This is a genomic window from Streptomyces sp. 13-12-16, from assembly GCF_002114215.1.
Taxonomy (GTDB): Bacteria; Actinomycetota; Actinomycetes; order Streptomycetales; family Streptomycetaceae; genus Streptomyces.
This window is the reverse complement of the sequence record NZ_NCTE01001160.1, coordinates 1-1,160: the sequence shown is the minus strand read 5'-3', so window position 1 is coordinate 1,160 and position 1,160 is coordinate 1. Positions and strand designations below refer to the sequence as shown.

General features: G+C 73.7%; 1 protein-coding gene. It reads left to right on the top strand.

The window, feature by feature from the left end:
• The first annotated feature begins 74 nt into the window (after positions 1 to 74).
• Positions 75 to 254, top strand: a complete 180-nt coding sequence (locus B7767_RS36810; RefSeq protein WP_030867596.1) for a hypothetical protein — start codon at positions 75 to 77, stop codon at positions 252 to 254.
• The last annotated feature ends 906 nt before the right edge of the window (positions 255 to 1,160 follow it).

Sequence of the window (1,160 nt, the reverse complement as noted above, 5' to 3'; positions counted from 1 at the left end):
GGGTGCAGCACTCGTCCCCCGAGGTCAGACGCCCGCCGCTGTCAACGACAACAGAAACGGCCAGGAGAGGGACCATGGCGTACACGGCACCGCGGACACTGATCCGCACGCGGGAGCGCGGCGAGGGGCGTCGTCATCCGCTGGTGGCGACACTGATGGCCCTTCCTCTGGCGGTCCTGCTCCTCCTCGTCTTCGACGGGTGGGAGACAGTGGCCACACAGGCGTCGTCCGTGGGCGAGATGCTGGGGCGCTGAACAGCGACCCCAGGCCCGGAAGAGCGGTCCGGGCGGGGACATCCACCCATGAAACCCCGTGGGGACGGGGGTGCGGCGGACGGCAAAAATGCCGGCGCAGCTGGGGAGCTGCGCCGGCATTGCTTTGCCTGCGCGACTTCGGGGGCGCGGATCTTGTGCTTGTGGTGCCTGTGCGGCTTTCGGTCCGGTGGGCGGGGTGCCTGCGGCGCCTGTGCGGCTTCGGTGGGGATTGGGGTAGCGCGCCCATGGCCGGCGGGTGGGTCGGGGCCGCGTCGGGGGTGTCCGTCCTCGGACTGGCGCGGAACAGGTATTCCTGATGGCCGGGGGCGCGGACGCGCCAGCCACTGCGGGCGGCCACCCCCGCCCCGTCCCCTCCCCGCCGTACGCGGCTGCCTACGGTCACTCCCGCGATCCGCGACCAGCCGCATGCCCCGCCGCTACCGCGGGCAGTCGCTGCCGCATGCCCCGCTCTCCGCGGGCAGTCGTGCCTCCCCCAGTGCCTCAAGGGCCTGGGAGGTGCCTCCAGGGCGATGGGGGCGCCCCCGCCCGAGCGCAGCCGAGGGTGGGGGAGGGTGGGCGCTGGGGGTACCCCCTCTGGGGGAGGCACCCCGCAAGCGCCGGGCTGCGCAAACACCCCCCGGCCCACCCCGACGCGGTGCACCCCACACGGCACCGGGCCGTCTAGACGCGGGGGCACCCACACGGCACCGGGCCACCTAAACGTAGGGGCACCCACACGGCACCGGGCCACCTAAACGTAGGGGCACCCACAAGCTCAGGGCCACGCCCCAGAGACCGCCCCGTACCCTCGCCCCGTGACCACGGACCTCCTCCCCGCCCTGACAGCCCACGTCACGGCAACGGCCCACGTGAGCCCCCGCACCTGCCACTGCACCACCGCCACCC